This is a genomic window from Serratia sp. S4 (genome assembly GCF_000347995.1).
In the GTDB taxonomy this organism is placed as follows: Bacteria; Pseudomonadota; Gammaproteobacteria; order Enterobacterales; family Enterobacteriaceae; genus Serratia; species Serratia quinivorans.
In genome coordinates, this window is sequence record NZ_KB661120.1 from 3199084 (window position 1) to 3216049 (window position 16966).

The 16966-nt window shown below is 56.3% G+C and carries 14 protein-coding genes; 3 read left to right on the plus strand and 11 right to left on the minus strand.

Going from position 1 to position 16966, the window contains the following annotated elements; genetic code table 11:
• Positions 1-174 precede the first annotated feature (174 nt).
• The 4 genes from efeB to putP form a co-directional block, all read right to left on the minus strand.
• Complete coding sequence (efeB, locus tag SERS4_RS0115680) at positions 175-1467, minus strand: iron uptake transporter deferrochelatase/peroxidase subunit (RefSeq protein ID WP_017893202.1); 1293 nt, start codon at positions 1465-1467, stop codon at positions 175-177.
• A gap of 10 nt (positions 1468-1477) precedes the next feature.
• Positions 1478-2614, minus strand: coding sequence for an iron uptake system protein EfeO (efeO, locus tag SERS4_RS0115685; protein ID WP_017893203.1), 1137 nt, complete (start codon positions 2612-2614; stop codon positions 1478-1480).
• An 18-nt stretch (positions 2615-2632) separates the two neighbouring features.
• A complete protein-coding gene (efeU, locus tag SERS4_RS0115690; RefSeq protein ID WP_017893204.1) occupies positions 2633-3478 on the minus strand; it encodes an iron uptake transporter permease EfeU in 846 nt (281 codons plus the stop codon).
• 392 nt (positions 3479-3870) lie between these two features.
• Positions 3871-5355 (minus strand): sodium/proline symporter PutP, encoded by a 1485-nt coding sequence (gene putP, locus SERS4_RS0115695; protein ID WP_026142422.1) that lies wholly within the window; start codon positions 5353-5355, stop codon positions 3871-3873.
• Between the two features lie 545 nt (positions 5356-5900).
• On the opposite strand from putP, the gene putA reads away from it, so the two are divergent.
• The 3 genes from putA to SERS4_RS0115710 all read left to right on the plus strand — a co-directional run bounded on the left by putA (position 5901) and on the right by SERS4_RS0115710 (position 10666).
• Positions 5901-9872 carry a trifunctional transcriptional regulator/proline dehydrogenase/L-glutamate gamma-semialdehyde dehydrogenase gene (gene putA / locus SERS4_RS0115700; protein ID WP_017893206.1) on the plus strand — a complete coding sequence of 1324 codons (3972 nt, stop codon included), beginning with the start codon at positions 5901-5903 and terminating at the stop codon, positions 9870-9872.
• Between the two features lie 166 nt (positions 9873-10038).
• Positions 10039-10221 carry a type II toxin-antitoxin system HicA family toxin gene (locus SERS4_RS26440; protein ID WP_012145654.1) on the plus strand — a complete coding sequence of 61 codons (183 nt, stop codon included), beginning with the start codon at positions 10039-10041 and terminating at the stop codon, positions 10219-10221.
• Between the two features lie 31 nt (positions 10222-10252).
• Positions 10253-10666 (plus strand): type II toxin-antitoxin system HicB family antitoxin, encoded by a 414-nt coding sequence (locus tag SERS4_RS0115710; RefSeq protein ID WP_012145655.1) that lies wholly within the window; start codon positions 10253-10255, stop codon positions 10664-10666.
• 31 nt (positions 10667-10697) lie between these two features.
• Here SERS4_RS0115710 and tcyN read toward each other — a convergent pair whose 3' ends face one another.
• The 7 genes from tcyN to SERS4_RS0115745 all read right to left on the minus strand — a co-directional run bounded on the left by tcyN (position 10698) and on the right by SERS4_RS0115745 (position 16892).
• Positions 10698-11450 carry an L-cystine ABC transporter ATP-binding protein TcyN gene (tcyN, locus tag SERS4_RS0115715; RefSeq protein WP_012145656.1) on the minus strand — a complete coding sequence of 251 codons (753 nt, stop codon included), beginning with the start codon at positions 11448-11450 and terminating at the stop codon, positions 10698-10700.
• 3 nt (positions 11451-11453) lie between these two features.
• Positions 11454-12116: a cystine ABC transporter permease gene (gene tcyL / locus SERS4_RS0115720; RefSeq protein ID WP_026142423.1), complete on the minus strand. Its 663-nt coding sequence runs from the start codon at positions 12114-12116 to the stop codon at positions 11454-11456.
• Complete coding sequence (gene tcyJ / locus SERS4_RS0115725) at positions 12116-12916, minus strand: cystine ABC transporter substrate-binding protein (RefSeq protein WP_017893208.1); 801 nt, start codon at positions 12914-12916, stop codon at positions 12116-12118. Before tcyJ ends, tcyL begins: the two co-directional genes overlap by 1 nt.
• A 114-nt stretch (positions 12917-13030) precedes the next feature.
• Positions 13031-14023, minus strand: coding sequence for a D-cysteine desulfhydrase (locus SERS4_RS0115730; RefSeq protein WP_017893209.1), 993 nt, complete (start codon positions 14021-14023; stop codon positions 13031-13033).
• 127 nt (positions 14024-14150) lie between these two features.
• Positions 14151-14660: a flagella biosynthesis regulatory protein FliZ gene (gene fliZ / locus SERS4_RS0115735; RefSeq protein WP_012145660.1), complete on the minus strand. Its 510-nt coding sequence runs from the start codon at positions 14658-14660 to the stop codon at positions 14151-14153.
• Between the two features lie 57 nt (positions 14661-14717).
• Positions 14718-15440, minus strand: a complete 723-nt coding sequence (locus tag SERS4_RS0115740) for an RNA polymerase sigma factor FliA (protein ID WP_012145661.1) — start codon at positions 15438-15440, stop codon at positions 14718-14720.
• A gap of 183 nt (positions 15441-15623) precedes the next feature.
• On the minus strand, positions 15624-16892 hold the full coding sequence (locus SERS4_RS0115745; protein ID WP_017893211.1) for a FliC/FljB family flagellin: 1269 nt from the start codon (positions 16890-16892) through the stop codon (positions 15624-15626).
• Positions 16893-16966 lie beyond the last annotated feature (74 nt).

The following is a 16966-nucleotide window of genomic DNA, read 5'->3' on the forward strand; positions in this document are numbered from 1 at the left end:
ATTTGGAACGTTATGGCCAGCATGTTAATGCTTTTAACAAAAAATGAAAATAGTTAGCCTAATTAAAGCCCGGTCCCCCAATTGCGCAAGGTCACTATTGATTTTAATTAACGGCGGTTCGTCGTGAATGGCTGCAAAATTCAGGCGGGGATCCCCCGCCTTGTAAGAGGTGAGTTACGCTTTCAACAGGCCGCTGCCCAGGTAATCATTGGCGTCTTTTACCCCCGGCAGCGCAAAGAAATAGCCGCCGCCGATCGGTTTGACATACTCTTCCAGCGCTTCGCCGTTCAGGCGTTTTTGCACCGTCAGGAAGCCTTTTTCCAGATCGGCCTGATAACAAACAAACAGCAACCCCATCTCCAACTGGCCGGAATTGGACACGCCAATTGAATAGCTGTAACCACGGCGCAGCAGTAAGTTGCTCTGGGTTTGCGGCGTGCGCGGGTTGGCCAGGCGAATATGCGCGTCCATCGGGATCATTTTGCCCTCGGGATCTTGCGCGTAGTCCGGCTCGTCGTGCTCATGCTTCATGCCAAGTGGCGCACCGCTGTGCTTGTCGCGACCAAAGATGGTTTGCTGTTCCTGCAACGGCGTGCGATCCCAGAATTCCACATGGAAACGGATAATACGCGCGGCCTGATAGCTGCCACCCACCGCCCATGCCGGTTCCCCGGCGTTGTCTGCTGTCCACACCACCTGATCCATCAAGGGTTTGTCGCTGGTTTTCGGGTTGGCAGTGCCATCCTTAAAGCCCAGCAGGTTGATCGGTGTTTCCTTGCCTTTGCTACGCGCTGCATGGGCAGAAATAAACCCTTCCCGCTTCCAGCGCACGCTGAGCAGATCCGGCGAATGCTTGATAATGTCGCGCAGCGCGTGGATCACCGTTTCATTGGTATTGGCGCAAATCTGCAGCACCAAATCCCCGTGGCACAGGCTGGCGTCCAGCGAGTCGTTCGGGAAGCGCGTCATTTTCTGCAGCCGCAGCGGTTTTTGCGCCTGCAGACCAAAACGTTCGTCAAATAACGAGGTACCGACCGACACGGTGATCGTCAGGTTATCCGGATAAATCTCCGGCCCCATGATGCCCGAATCAAGTGGTGGCAGTTTGGGATCCACCTCCGGTGCCCTGCCGCCGGTAGTCAGGAAGGCAATACGGGTGGTCAGCAACCGGAACAAACGCTCTAAATCCTGCTTGTTACTCGCCAGCACGTCGAACGCGACCAGCATCATCGCGGCCTGCTGCGGCGTGAGGATCCCGGCCTGATGCACGCCATAGAACGGTTGCTTCTGCCAACGTTCGTCCTGCGGTACCGCCAGCGGATCGGCGGTTTTATCCGCCGCCTGGGTCAGACGGCTGCCGCCCAGCGCCAGCACGCCCAGCCCCAACCCCTGCAACAAACGACGGCGCGACGGTGACGCCGCGTCCTGTGGATGCGGCCCGTTTTCCGGGCCGATCTTGTTACTCATTATGCTTGCCTCAATCCAGACCCAGAACGCCACGCAGTTGTGAAAGGTCTTCCGCCAGAGTGGTGATTGGCCCTTTCATGGCATTGCGATCGGCATCAGTTAACTTCTCGTAAGACTCATAGCCGTCTTTGGTTTTGTACTTCGCCAAAATGGTATCAACGGTTTTAAAGTTGGCGTCGATCTTGTCCAGCAGCGGTTTGTTGGCCTTGACCAGCAGCGGACGCAGCAGGTTAACGATTTTCTGCGCGCCGTCGACGTTAGCCTGGAAGTCCCACAGGTCGGTACGGCTGTAACGGTCTTCTTCACCGCTGATTTTGCTCGCCGCGACTTCTTCGATCAGACCGGCCGCCCCGCCGACAACTTTGCTCGGAGGGAAGGTCAAATCGGTGACGCGTTTTTGCAGCTCGACGGTGTCGTTGTACAGTTGGTCAGCGTATTTGCTCATGTCTTTGGTGGTGTTATCGGCAAACAGCGCTTTTTCCAGGCGGTGGAAACCGGTGAACTTCGGATCTTCCGCTTTCTTCTCGTAATCGTCTTCACGGGCGTCGATGCTGCCGTCCAGGTCGGAGAACAGTTCGGCGATCGGTTCAATGCGCTCGTAGTGCTGGCGGGTCGGTGCATAGAGTTTACGCGCCTCGGCCACGTTGCCGGCTTTCACCGCATCGGTGAACAGCTTGGTCTGTTTAACCAGGCCTTCCACTTCTTTGGTCACATAAACCTTGTATTCGGCAATCGGCCCGACCAGATCCATCGCATTCGGTTTACCGTCGGTGGTGGCGCCTGCGGCAGCGGTCACGGTCAGCTTGCCCTTCGGATTGCTGAGCAGTCCGCAGGTCATGTCGTATTCACCCGCCTCCAGGTTGGCGGTCATCTTCTGGGTGAAGCCCGGCGCGATATTCTCACGCTCTTCCACCACCATCACCCCTTTGAGGATTTCCCATTCGACGTTTTTCTGGCTGGTGTTGTGCACCACAAACTGGGTTTTACCGGCCGCTACCGTCAACTGCATCGGCTCACACTGTTTGTCGTTAACGGTAATTTTCACCTGCGGCACGTCCGCCGCCTGAGCGTTGATGCTTAGCGCGAACGCCGGCAGAGCCAGTAATGCTGCGTGCAACGCCTTGCGGCGGAATAATGGAGTAGACATACAGATTCCCTATTTAAATTAATGATTGATTTTACGTTGCGCCGAAACCGCTGACGGTTCCGCACGCTGCGGCAGGAAAAAGAAAATCAGCGTTGGGATCAGATACAGGAAATAGACCGCCACTTCGCTTACCGTTGGCGCTTCCTGATAGCCGAAGATGCCTTCGAGCAGGGTGCCAAACAGCGAATGGGTCGACAGATGGTTACTGAAGTCGAACGCGATATCCTGGAAGTGGTTCCACAACCCGGCCTCGTGGAAGGCGCGGATCGCCCCGGCCGCCAGACCGGCGGCCACGAACAGGATAAACAGGCTGGTCCACTTGAAGAACTTGGCCAGGTGCAACTTTACCCCGCCCCAGTAGATCATCATGCCCAGCACGATGGCCGCCACCAGGCCGAGCACCGCACCGATAGGCGCCGCAATGCCAACGTCCTGCTGGAAGGCTGCCAGCAGGAAAAACACCGATTCCAGACCTTCGCGGGCCACGGCAAAAAACACCATCGCCACCAGCGCCCAGCCCTGGCCTTTACCGGAGCTGAGTGCGTTATCGATAGCGCCTTCCAGATGCACCTTGACCGACTTGGATACTTTGCGCATCCAGAACACCATATAAGTGAGGATCAGCACCGCCACCACCGCAACAATGCCTTCAAACAGCTCTTGTTGCTTCTGCGGGAATTCGCCGGTGGTTTCATTGATGAAAATGCCGAGCGCCAGGCACAGGGCAGCGGCAACAATCACCCCTATCCATACCACGCCTAACCATTGACCGCGCTGCGTGCGTTTCAGGTAACTGGCAATCAGGCTGACGATCAACGCCGCCTCCAGCCCCTCACGGAACATGATAAGGAAGGGAACAAACATAATTAATAACCCCTAAAAAGGCATCTGCTGCGAAGCGCCCGCACGCCAGAAATAGCGGCAACGCCAATGTAAAGAAAAGTAAAACACAACGATAGTGATTATCATTCTGGCTGGAAGAAATACAAGAGCCGCAAGGGTGATTTTTTCTAATCAAATGTCGCCAGGTGTTTCAAGCAGATGACAGAAAACCGCGGAATAGAAAATGACAAAGGGCGCATTAAGCGCCCTCAGACTACGGACAAAGCCAATTATTAGGGAGAGCGTGCCGAAGGGGTCGTAGCGGCTTGCCCGCCGGAGCGCCCCTCGGTGCGCTAGGCCCGAGTATCTCGGACTAATAAACAACTTTATAAAGGGCGCATTAAGCGCCCTTTGAGATGATTACCTCGAGAGAATTAAACGGTTTTGAACTCGGCCTCTGCCTGATCAAAACGTTCGGTGATGGTTGCCGAAGGCTGACGCCCCATCAGGCTCACCACCACGATGGCGATACAAGCGAACAGGAAGCCCGGGATAATTTCATACAGATCCAACCAGGCAAACTGTTTCCAGACGATCACCGTTACTGCACCCACCAACATACCGGCCAAAGCGCCATTACGCGTCATGCGTGACCACATTACCGAGATCAACACCACCGGACCAAAGGCTGCACCGAAGCCGGCCCAGGCGTAGCTCACCAGACCCAGTACGCGGTTTTCCGGGTTTGCCGCCAGCGCAATGGCAATCAGCGCCACCAGCAACACCATGAAGCGCCCGACCCACACCAACTCACGCTGGCTGGCACCCTTACGCAGGAAGGCCTTGTACAGGTCTTCGGTAATCGCACTTGAACACACCAACAGTTGGCAGCTCAGGGTGCTCATTACCGCCGCCAAAATCGCCGACAGCAGAATGCCCGCTACCCACGGGTTGAACAGAAGCATCGCCAATTCGATAAACACGCGTTCACCGTTCTGTGACACATTGCCCGCCTGATCCGGGTTATTGGCGAAGTAGGCAATCCCGAAGAAACCGACCGCAATGGTACCGGCCAGACACAGGATCATCCAGGTCATGCTGATGCGGCGTGCGCTGCGAATGGTACGGTGAGAGTCTGCCGCCATAAAGCGCGCCAGAATGTGTGGCTGACCGAAGTAACCCAGTCCCCAACCCAGCAGCGAGAGGATCGCCACAAAGTTCAAACCTTTCAGCATATCGAGATTGGCCGGATTCTTGGCCTCAATCACCATCATCGAGGTATCAATGCCGCCAACCGCGAAGATAACAATCACCGGCGTCAGGATCAGCGCGAAAATCATCAGGCTGGCCTGCACGGTATCGGTCCAGCTCACCGCCAGGAATCCGCCGATAAAGGTATAAAGGATAGTGGCAGCAGCACCGGCCCACAGCGCGGTTTCGTAGCTCATCCCGAAGGTGCTCTCGAACAGGCGCGCACCGGCCACAATGCCGGAAGCACAGTAGATAGTGAAGAACACCAGGATAACAATGGCGGAAATCACCCGCAGCAGCTTACTGTTGTCTTCGAAACGGCTGGTGAAGTAATCCGGCAGCGTCAGGGCATTATTGTTGGCTTCGGTATGCACGCGCAGCCGCCCCGCCACCAGCTTCCAGTTGAAATAAGCACCGATCGTCAGGCCAATGGCAATCCAGCTTTCGGAGATGCCGGACAGGAAGATGGCGCCCGGCAGGCCCATCAACAGCCAGCCGCTCATGTCTGATGCGCCGGCAGAAAGCGCGGTCACTACGCTACCCAGGCTACGACCGCCCAGAATGTAGTCGTCAAAGTTATTGGTTGCCCGATAGGCAAGTAAGCCGATTAACACCATCCCGAAGATATACACCAGGAAGGTCACCAGCATCGGTGTGCTCATTGTCATGAAATTCTCCACTCTCATTATTATTTCGCGCTGTATTGCGATAGTTACTGCTTGCCAATCCGCCGGAACGTGGCGAAATTGCGGGCCCCCGCAGGTGAAAATAGTTTCCGCCCGCAATTGTCTGACTGCCGGCTATCCTAGATGACCCATTCATTATCCAACAAGATATTTAACAACAAAGTTACACAAAGTTTACCCTGCGTCACATTTAACCGCTCTCAGGGTTACACCCGACGACACCAAACGGAGTTGCACCTAATAAAAATCTGATGTTAGCCCTGATATCACTGGGGATATCCCACTCAAACCCTCCCTCGCCACCCTGTCGTGCCAAAGGCCACGCAAGAACCATGCCGGTTATTGATGTTAAAAAATCGATGGAACTCACACTTCGTTCATCCGCCTGATTTAACACGGTTGCACAAAGTTGCAACATGCTGGATATTGTCTGCATTCATCACAGCACACAACGCACGAACCTATCCCAGCAGCCTATCTGGCCCGCCGTTTGTATATAGGTTCTTAAACACAGGAGTTGGATTGGCATGGGCACTACCACCATGGGCGTAAAGCTCGACGAGGCAACTCGCGATCGCATCAAAAGCGCAGCACAGCGTATCGATCGCACGCCGCACTGGCTGATCAAGCAGGCCATTTTTAATTATCTCGAGCGTCTCGAGAACGGTTCCGACATTCCTGAAATCCCTGCCACTGCCGCTGCCGGCCAGGCCGAAGCGGACGACATTATGCCGCAACTGCAGGAAGAGTCCCACCAGCCATTCCTTGAATTTGCTGAACAAATTCTGCCGCAGTCGGTCAACCGCGCGGCGATCACCGCAGCCTATCGCCGTCCTGAGACCGAAGCGGTGCCGATGTTGCTCGAACAGGCGCGCTTACCTGCCGATCTCGCCAAAGCCACCCATAAGATGGCTTACGATATTGCCGAGAAACTGCGTAACCAAAAGAGTGCAAACGGCCGCGCCGGTATGGTGCAGGGCCTGCTGCAGGAGTTCTCCCTTTCCTCACAGGAAGGCGTGGCACTGATGTGCCTGGCGGAAGCCCTGCTGCGTATTCCTGACAAACCAACCCGTGACGCGCTGATCCGCGACAAAATCAGCAACGGCAACTGGCATTCTCACCTTGGCCGTAGCCCGTCGCTGTTCGTTAACGCCGCCACCTGGGGCCTGCTGTTTACCGGCAAACTGGTCGCGACCCATAACGAAGCCAACCTGTCGCGCTCACTGAACCGTATTATCGGCAAGAGCGGTGAACCGCTGATCCGTAAAGGCGTGGACATGGCGATGCGCCTGATGGGCGAACAGTTCGTGACCGGTGAAACCATCGCCGAAGCGCTGGCCAACGCCCGCAAGCTGGAAGACAAAGGTTTCCGCTACTCCTACGACATGTTGGGTGAGGCCGCGCTGACCGAAGCCGACGCGCAGGCCTACCTGGTGTCTTACCAGCAGGCGATCCACGCCATCGGCAAGGCCTCTAACGGCCGTGGGATCTATGAAGGCCCGGGCATTTCGATCAAGCTTTCCGCCTTGCATCCGCGCTACAGCCGTGCGCAGTACGAACGCGTAATGGAAGAGCTTTACCCTCGCCTGCTGTCATTGACCCTGCAAGCGCGCCAATATGATATCGGCATCAATATCGACGCCGAAGAAGCCGACCGCCTGGAGATCTCACTCGATCTGCTGGAGAAGCTGTGCTTTGAACCACAGTTGGCCGGCTGGAACGGCATTGGCTTCGTGATCCAGGCTTATCAAAAGCGCTGCCCGTTCGCCATCGACGCCGTGATCGACATGGCGCAGCGCAGCCGTCGTCGCCTGATGATCCGTCTGGTGAAAGGTGCCTACTGGGACAGCGAAATCAAACGCGCCCAAATGGACGGGTTGGAAGGCTATCCGGTTTACACCCGCAAGGTTTACACCGACGTTTCCTACCTGGCCTGCGCCCGCAAACTGCTGGCGGTGCCAAACCTGATTTATCCGCAATTTGCTACCCATAACGCCCACACCCTGAGCGCGATTTACCATATGGCGGGCAACAACTACTACCCAGGTCAGTATGAGTTCCAGTGCCTGCACGGCATGGGCGAACCTTTGTATGAGCAGGTGGTGGGTAAAGTGGCCGACGGCAAGTTAAACCGTCCGTGTCGCATCTATGCTCCGGTCGGTACCCATGAAACGCTGCTGGCGTACCTGGTGCGCCGCCTGCTGGAAAATGGGGCCAACACCTCATTCGTTAACCGTATCGCCGACGCTACCCTGCCGCTCGACGAACTGGTGGCCGATCCGGTCACCGCCGTTGAAGCCATGGCGGCCAGCGAAGGGCAAATTGGCCTGCCGCACCCACGTATCCCGCTGCCGCGTGAGCTGTATGGCGAGAAACGTACCAACTCCAGCGGCCTGGACCTGTCCAACGAACAGCGTCTGGCGTCACTGTCCAGCGCATTGCTGACCAGCGCCACACAGCCATGGCGCGCAGAACCGATTATCGATGCCGAGCTGGATCAGGGCGTGGAACAACCGGTGATTAACCCTGCCGAACCGGGCGATATCGTCGGTTACGTGCGTGAAGCCACCGAAGGGGAAGTCAGCCGGGCGCTCGACGCCGCTGCCGCTGCCGGCCCAATCTGGTTCGCCACCCCGCCGTCCGAACGCGCCGCCATTCTTGAACGCGCCGCTGAACTGATGGAAGGCCAGCTGCAAAGCCTGTTGGGTATTCTGGTACGCGAAGCGGGTAAAACCTTCAACAACGCCATTGCCGAAGTGCGTGAAGCGGTCGATTTCCTGCATTACTACGCCGGTCAGGTACGCGATGACTTCGCCAATGACAGCCACCGTCCACTGGGCCCGGTAGTTTGTATCAGCCCGTGGAACTTCCCGCTGGCGATCTTTACCGGCCAGATTGCCGCTGCGCTGGCAGCAGGCAACAGCGTGCTGGCCAAACCGGCCGAGCAAACCCCGCTGATCGCCGCACAGGCGGTACGTATTCTGCTGGAAGCCGGCATTCCACCAGGCGTGCTGCAGCTGCTGCCAGGCCAGGGTGAAAGCGTCGGCTCGGTGCTGGTCAATGATGCCCGCGTGCGTGGCGTGATGTTTACCGGCTCTACAGACGTTGCTGGTATTCTGCAACGCAATATCGCCGGTCGTCTGGATCCGCAAGGTCGCCCAACGCCGCTGATCGCCGAAACCGGTGGTCTGAACGCGATGATCGTCGACTCTTCCGCGCTGACCGAACAGGTGGTGACGGACGTGGTCGCCTCCGCCTTCGACAGTGCCGGCCAGCGTTGTTCTGCCCTGCGTATCCTGTGCATTCAGGAAGACGTGGCGGACCATACGTTGCAAATGCTGCGCGGTGCGATGGCCGAGTGCCGCATGGGTAACCCGGAACGCCTGTCTACCGACATCGGGCCGGTGATCGATGCCGAGGCCAAAACCGGTATCGAACGCCATATCCAGGCGATGCGCGCCAAGGGCCGTAAGGTCTATCAGGCGGCGAAAGGCAATGCGCAGGATGAGAAAGAGTGGTCACGCGGCACCTTTATCAAGCCAACGCTGATCGAACTGGACAGCTTCGACGAGCTGCAAAAAGAGATCTTCGGCCCGGTACTGCACGTGGTGCGCTTCCAGCGCTCGAATATGGAATCGCTGGTCGATCAGATCAACGCCGCCGGTTATGGCCTGACGCTGGGTATTCACACCCGTATCGACGAGACCATTGCCCGCGTCACCGAACGCGCCAAGGTCGGTAACCTGTACGTTAACCGTAACATGGTCGGTGCCGTGGTCGGCGTGCAGCCGTTTGGTGGCGAAGGCCTGTCCGGCACCGGTCCGAAAGCCGGTGGCCCGTTGTATCTGTACCGCTTGTTGGCCAACCGTCCGGATGACGCGGTGCTGCGTACCCTGAACCGTCAGGACGACGAGCACCCGCTGGAGGCAACCGCACGGCCACAACTGCTCAAAGCCCATCAGGCTCTGGAGCAATGGGCCGTTGCCGAAAAACAATCTGAGTTGGTGACGCTGGCACAGCGCTACGCCGAACTGGGCCAGGGCGGCACCCTGCGCCCTCTGCCAGGCCCGACCGGCGAGCGCAATACCTACGCCCTGCTGCCGCGTGAGCGGGTACTGTGCCTGGCCGATAACGAAGCCGATGCTCTGACGCAACTGGCTGCGGTACTGGCAGTGGGCAGCAGCGTGCTGTGGCCGGAAGCCGAGCTGCAACGCGCCCTGTATCGCCGCCTGCCGGTAGCGGTTCAGGCCAGCATCAGTTTCAGCAAGGACTGGCAACAGGACAAGGTGGAGTTTGACGCCGCCATTTACCACGGCGACGCCGATCAGTTGCGTACCCTGTGCGAGCAAATTGCCCAGCGCAGTGGCGCGATCGTTTCGGTGCAGGGCTTTGCCCACGGCGAGACCAATATCCTGTTGGAACGCCTGCTGATCGAACGCTCGCTGAGTGTCAACACCGCAGCCGCCGGCGGTAACGCCAGCCTGATGACCATTGGTTAATCCGTAGCGCTGGATTACTGCCTTTTATCATCCAGCCTGCGTACCTTCCCGCAAACCCTGCACTCGTGCAGGGTTTTTTATTGTCTGCACAAAAGCGGCACGTTAGCGTATTAATCTCGTTGCCATCGAGTGTGTATGGTGCGTACAATAAAAGGACGGTAGGCGTGTGAAAAGTTCAGAACTGATCGGGCTATTAGAACAGGAAGGTTGGGTTTTAGAGCGGATAAAGGGAAGCCACCATCAGTTTAAACACCCAGGATCCCGCCTGGTGATCACCGTTCCACACCCGCGTAAGGATCTTAAACCGGGAACGCTGCGCCAAATCATGAAAGATGCCGGACTGCGCTAACCCCCGGCACCATGAATTAACAGGAGAAATTATGTTCTACCCTGCTTATGTACATTCAGAACACGACGGCAGCGCCAGCGGTTTCTTTCCCGATGTGCCGGGCTGCTATTTTGCAGGCGATACCCTCGATAGAGCCTTTGAAGACGCCAAAAGCGCGCTGGACGCACATTTCGAACTTCTGAGCGAAGACAACCAGTCCATCCCACGCCCACAGGCCGTTTCCTTCCATCTGGCGCAGGAGAGCGACACGCTGAATGGCGGACAGTGGCTGCTGGTCGACATCAATATGGATAAGTTTGACGGTCGGGCTGAACGTATCAATATTACCCTGCCGCACCGCCTGCTGAACCGTATTGATTCAATGGTACAGCAGCATCCGGGCTATGGTAGCCGCAGCGCCTTTTTGGCCGCAGCCGCCCGTAATGAATTATTGAACGCTGGCTAATCGAGAGTCAGGGGGCAAAATGCCCCCCTTCTTACTGATTCAAAAACTTGTCGAGGAATTGCTGGGTGCGCTGGTGTTGCGGATTAGCGAACAGCTCTTTCGCCGGTCCCTGCTCAACGATGCGGCCGTGGTCCATAAAGATGGCGCGGTCGGCCACATCACGGGCAAAGCTCATTTCGTGCGTCACAATCACCATGGTGCGCTTTTCTTCCGCCAGCGAACGGATGGTATTGAGCACCTCGCCCACCAGTTCCGGATCCAGCGCAGAAGTGGGTTCATCAAACAGGATCACTTCCGGTTGCATCGCCAACGCCCGGGCAATCGCCACCCGTTGCTGTTGGCCACCGGAAAGACGACGTGGATAGGCAGACTCTTTACCGTTTAAGCCCACTTTAGCCAACAATGCCCGTGCCCGCTGTTCGGCACTGGCTTTTGACTCGCCTTTAACGATAACCGGGCCTTCAATAATATTCTCCAGCACCGAACGGTGTGGAAACAGGTTGAAGCTCTGGAACACGAACCCGACTTGCTGGCGTAACGCCCGCACCAAATTTTTCTGTTTGCTCAGCGATTTGGAACTGTCAATCTGAATATCGCCGACGCGAATGGTACCGGAATCCGGTACTTCCAACAGGTTGATGCAGCGCAGCAAGGTGGTTTTACCCGAGCCGCTGGGCCCGATAATCGCCACCACTTCGCCCGCACTGACCTCCAGATCAATACCATGCAGCACCGTTTGACCTTTGAACTGCTTGATCAGCTGTTTTACTTCGATGGCACTCATGCGTTACTCCTGATCCTGGCGGTTGACGTGGGCTTCCAGACGATTTTGCAGCGCAGAAAGCAGAGTCGCCATCACCCAGTAAATCAGCGAGGCCGCCAGATACATGGTGAACACTTCCAGCGTGCGTGAGGTAATCAACTGTGCCTGACGGAACAGCTCCGGTACCTGAATGGTCGCCGCCAGCGAGGTGTCTTTCACCAGGCCGATAAAGCTGTTACCCAACGGAGGCAATGCGGTACGCGCCGCCTGCGGCAAGATCACCCGGCGCAGCGTCTGCCAGCGGGTCATACCTATGCTGGCCGCGGCCTCCCACTGCCCTTTTTCGATCGACGAAATCGCCGCACGCAGGGTTTCTGAGGTATAGGCCGCGGTATTGAGCGACAGGCCAATCAGCGCCGCCGGGAAGGGATCAAACTCGATGCCGAACTGCGGCAGACCATAGTAAATCATGAACAGCTGGGCAATCAGCGGCGTGCCACGGAACAGCGACACGTAGAAACGCGACAGCCAGGACAGCGGCCATAACGGCGAAAGGCGCATCAGCGCCAGCAGAAAACCGAGCATTAAACCGAGCGCCATGCCCCCCAGACTGAGCTGGAGAGTGAGTATCGCGCCCCTCAATAAAAATGGCGCTGAATCCAGCGCCAGTTGAATACTTTCGTGCATTATTTAGTTACGTCCGCGCCAAACCATTTGTCAGAGATCTTCGCCAGCGTGCCGTCTTTTTGCATGTCGGCAATCGCCTGGTTAATCGCGGCCAGCAGTTCCGGGTTGTTTTTACGGACCGCAACGCCAGACTCCTGACGAGAGAACGCCGGGCCGGCTACCGCCAGCGTATCGCCGGTTTTCTTCACCAGATCCAGGGCCGCCAGGCGGTCAACCAGAATGGCATTGATACGGCCTACGCGCAGATCCTGGTATTTGGTCGGGTCATCATCATAGGTGCGCACGTCCACGCCCTGCACATTGTCACGCAGCCACTGTTCGTAGTTGGTGCCCAGGCCGACGCCGACCTTCTTGCCCTTCAGATCTTCCGGCTTGGTGATGGTGCCTTCATTGCCCTTCTTCACCAGCGCCTGAATACCGGAGACGGTATAAGGCGTGGAGAAATCATATTTCTTCTGACGTTCTGGCGAAATGGTCACCTGGTTGATCACCACGTCGATACGCTTTGAATCCAGCGAGGCCAGCATGCCGTCCCATTTGGTCGGGTTCAGCTTGGCTTTTACACCAAGATGCTGCGCCAACGCATTGGCGAAATCCACTTCGAAGCCGGTGAGTTTGCCGTCTTCCCCCTGGAAGCTGAACGGCGGGTAAGTGCCTTCCAGCCCGACGACCAGAGTCCCGTGATGCTTCACCTGCTCCAGCAGGTTATCGGCGGCATAGGTTTGCGTGCTCAAACCGGCGGTCAGCGCAACGCTCATCACTCCCAGCAGCAATTGACGACGAACTTTAGAAAACATCATAAACACCCCATCTGTTGTTTATCTTTTTTGATATCAGCACTTTAACAGCCACAACATTTGAACGCAGGAATATAACATTATAAATATAGTTCAAAATGGAATAACCAAGTGCGTTCACACCTGGGGATGGTAGGCAAATAACGCCGGAGCACCGCCGGTATGGATGAACAGAATCGGGCCGTCATCGCGGAAACGCTGCTGGGCTACGCCGTCTATCAGCCCAGCCATTGCCTTGCCGCTATACACCGGATCCAGTAACACTCCTTCCTGTTGCGCCAGCAACTGGATGGCCGCCAGCCCTTCTTCATTGGGCATGCCGTACTGCGGTGCGAAGTAATCATCCCACAGAGTGATGGGTGCCAGTTGGTCGATAGCCAAACTGTTGGCCAGCGCTTTTTGGATCTGTTCTACCTTGGGCAATTGGTCGATAACTTTGCGTGAAACGGTCACACCGACAAGTTCAGTCTCCGGCAGCAATTGCTGCAGACCGACCGCCAGCCCGGCATGGGTACCGGCACTGCCAGACGCCACTACAACCGAGCTGAAAGCGACGTTGCTGCGTTGACTCTGCTCGGCAATTTCCAGCGCACACTGTACGTAACCCAATGCACCCAGCGCATTAGAGCCACCTACCGGCACCACATAAGGTCGGAAGCCTTGTGCTTCGAGGCGTGTAGCCAGATCGGCCAACTGCTGCTGCGGATCGTGCAGCGCTTCGCACATTTCCACCTGCGCGTTGAACAGCCCGAGCAGCAAGCGGTTGCCGTTGGTCAGATAATTTTCTTCCTGGGTGTCGATCGGATTTTCCAGCAACGCCACGCAGTGCAGGCCCAACTTGGCCGCCACCGCCGCCGTTTGGCGCACATGGTTGGATTGGATGGCACCGGCGGTGACCAGCGTATCGGCTCCCTGCCGCAGCGCATCGGCGGCCAAAAACTCAAGCTTTCTTAGTTTGTTACCGCCCATTGCCATCGGCGTGACGTCGTCACGTTTGATGTAAATTTCACGGCCAAGGTAGTCTGAGAGGCGAGACAGTTTTTCGAGCGGTGTGGCAGAACCGACTAAATCGAGACGCGGGAACTGCGCCAATTTTTGTTGCAGATTCACAACTTCCCCCAGGGAATAAGGTATCAATAGCTAAAGGATAGATTTAGCAGATGTGAACCTAATAATCACTCTTTATTCGTATTGGGATAGCGGTGGAAACCCCGGCTGGCCTGCCGGGGAGGCAAGATCAGTAGCTTTTCTGCCAGGCGAGATATTGGTCGTATTTACGCAGGGCAATGCGGTAATTGTTGTGTGCCGCAGAAGGCAAGTCTTCAATGATGCGTTGATGACTGGCGTTGCTGGCAAACTTGTCTGCCGGGTAGTTGCGTTCCACCAGCATTTCGTCCAGCCGACGCAGGCGCACCACGTACTCGCGAATGGTGCTGTGGCTCATTTCGGTCTGCTCAAACAGATACTGCTTGAAGGCCATAATGTCGAAATAGCTCGGATGGCTATTGCAGGAAATTTCACTGCAGAACCGGCATAGTGCGGTCAGCTCATTTTGCACGTTCAGCCAGACGTGATCGTCAATCGGCTGATCCATACGCGCGATGGCGTCTTTATTGATGATTTTGCCACGAAACACCAACGCCATGCGATCCAACAACTTACCGCACTGGGAACAATGAGTCTGGCTGTGTTTGTAATCTTTTAAATAACGGCTCAGCGGCCGTTTTTTCAACATTATTCCTGGCATTAGGCAGTCCGGTTTTCGCAATGGTGGCAAGGTTGAAGGTTCAGAGTTGAATGCATGTCAGTTCTCGCTTGCCAAACGGGCGCGCAGGCGCTTGATCGCCTGACTGTGCAGCTGGCTGACACGCGACTCCCCCACGTCCAGCACGGCACCGATTTCCTTCAGGTTCAACTCTTCCTGGTAATACAGCGTCAGCACCATTTTCTCGCGTTCCGGCAACGCCTCGATGGCGTCGATCACCCGTTGGCGCAGATTGCCCTCCAGCAGATGATGTAACGGATTGGCCTCTTCGTGCCCTTCCAGCAGCGGTTCCGCGCTTTCGCCATGCTCTTCCCGCCATTCGTCGTAGGAGAAAAGCTGGCTGTTATTGGTGTCCAACAGAATTTGACGGTACTCATCCAGTGACAGATTCAGCGTCTGCGCAACTTCCACTTCGCTGGCCGGGCGGCCCAGTTGCTGTTCCAATTGCCGCATGACCTGCGCCACTTCACGCGCATGGCGACGTACACTGCGCGGCACCCAGTCGCGGCTGCGCAGCTCATCAAGCATGGCGCCACGGATACGTTGCACCGCGTAGGTAGTAAAGGCCGTGCCCTGCATAGCGTCATAACGCTCAACGGCGTTCAACAGGCCGATTCCTCCGGCCTGCAACAGATCGTCGAGCTCCACGCTGGCGGGCAACCTGACCTGCAGGCGCAACGCCTCGTGGCGCACTAACGGAACGTAGCGTAGCCAGAGAGAATTTTTGTCCATCACGCCTTCGGCGGTATACAAATCGCTCACTATGTCTAAAACCTGCGGATAAGAGAGTCAGCGCTATTATCCGTAGGGGGCAAAATGCCAATCGGCTGAACAGTCGTACAAAACAGGCCTTATTTGCGCCATGCACTCTCTGCACAACTCGCCATCATAAAAAAACCCCGCCGAGGCGGGGTTCTTTGCGACAGGTTAATCGGGGAGAGTCGATTAACGCAGCAGGGACAACACGTTCTGAGTAGACTGGTTAGCCTGTGCCAGAACAGAGGTGCCAGCCTGTTGCAGGATGTTGGCACGGCTCATGTTGGACACTTCGGTCGCGTAGTCAGCATCCTGAATACGAGACTGGGAAGCAGACAGGTTGTTCACAGTGCTGTTCAGGTTGTTGATAACAGAATCGAAACGGTTCTGTACCGCACCCAGGGAAGAACGCAGACCGTCAACCTGAGACAGTGCCTTGTCCAGAGTTGCCAGTGGGTCAGCAGTTTTAGGGTCGGTAGACTGCTGAACGCCTTTGGTCACTTTACCGGCGGAATCTACAGAAGCCTTGAAGAAAGCGTCGTTGCCGTCAGCGTCTTTGCCTTTCACCACGTAGCCGGCTTTACCTGCTGGATCGGTGTAAGTGCGCAGTTCGTCGCCGGTGCTCAGGCCGCTCACCGTGTTGGTACCCACTTTAACTTGAGAAGCTTCTTTCATGCCCGCAGTCGCTTTGGTCGCAGTAGCAGTAGAATCCCAGCTTGCTTTACCGGTTGCATCTACTGTCGCGTCATAGATAGCGCCAGTGGTGTCTTTAACGAAGTAGTTAACAGTACCAGTACCGTCGTCAGCAGAGTACAGCTTGCCGTCGCTGGTTTTTGGCGTGGTGTTGGAGTCAGCCGCGATGGTCGGCGCGCCCATTTTGTCGGTAGCTGTTACTGCTGCAGTACCCACTTTAGTTGTATCGATTGGATCTGCCACGCTGAACTTGTCCAGGCCCAGAGTTTTAGAGTTGATGTTTTTCAGATCAATCTGGATGGTTTCGTTGTCGTTGGCACCCACCTGGATGGTCAGTTTCTGGTCGCCGCTCAACACTTTCACGCCGTTGAAATCGGTTTGTTCAGAGATACGGTTGATCTCGGACAGACGCTGGGTGATTTCGTCCTGGATGGACTGCAGGTCGCTGGAAGAGTTGGAACCGTTCTGAGACTGTACGGTCAGGCGACGGATGTTTTGCAGGTTGTCGTTGACTTCGTTCAGTGCGCCTTCAGTGGTCTGCGCCAGGGAGATGCCGTCGTTGGCGTTACGAGAAGCCTGAGTCAGGCCCTTGATGTTTGCGGTGAAGCGGTTAGAGATTGCCTGACCCGCGGCGTCATCCTTGGCGCTGTTGATACGCAGGCCAGAAGACAGACGCTCAATCGCAGTACCCAAAGAAGACTGTGATTTGTTCAGGTTGTTCTGCGCCATCAGCGACAGGCTGTTGGTGTTAATTACTTGTGCCATTGTATGCTTTCCTTACGAGTCAGTTGCGATCTTCGCAACAGGGTTTAAATGGTTCGGGCTGCTTTGCCCACGGC